Source organism: Cupriavidus sp. SK-3 (genome assembly GCF_000611145.1).
Lineage (GTDB): Bacteria > Pseudomonadota > Gammaproteobacteria > Burkholderiales > Burkholderiaceae > Cupriavidus.
On sequence record NZ_JFJV02000098.1, the window covers coordinates 1 to 534 of the forward strand.

The following is a 534-nucleotide window of genomic DNA, read 5'->3' on the forward strand; positions in this document are numbered from 1 at the left end:
GGGGATAGCGATATCGAGCGCTATCTGCCGAGCAACGTGTTGCCGCTCCTAGCCCCGGACGACGTTGTTCCCAAGGGCCGGCGCATGGATAAGCGTAGCCGCGTCAGGCGGCTGCGACGTTCCGAACTGGCAACGCTGGCGGCGCGCGCTCGGGGCTTGCCCCGGCGAATTTGCCGCGAACTGGTCAATCTGCAGACAGTCCTGGCGCGGTGCTCCCGCTACCGCATCCTCAGGAGCTCCCAATGGGCCGAGCCCGCGTACTCCGCGGCAACCATTGCGATGTGGTCTGGCCACTGGGTCGGGGAAATTCTTGACGACCACTTTGAATGCCTGAGCAGTGCCGGAGACTGCACGACTTACCAAGTGCTGATCCCTGTAGCAAGCGAGCCAAAGGCCATTCGCCAGCAGTTCAAAGAACTGGCCTGCATGTTTGAAATCATCGCGGCACTTGACCGCGTCCTCACCTTGATATCCGAATAGGAGGGCCTATGGCCGGAATTGTGGTTGGAAGTCAGTCCCATGAGGTGGCCCTGC

General features: G+C 61.4%; 1 protein-coding gene. It reads left to right on the forward strand.

What is annotated here, in order from left to right; translation table 11 throughout:
- The coding region (locus tag CF70_RS09870) for a PRTRC system protein F (RefSeq protein ID WP_035863638.1) at window positions 1-480 on the forward strand (480 nt) is incomplete at its 5' end.
- Window positions 481-534 lie beyond the last annotated feature (54 nt).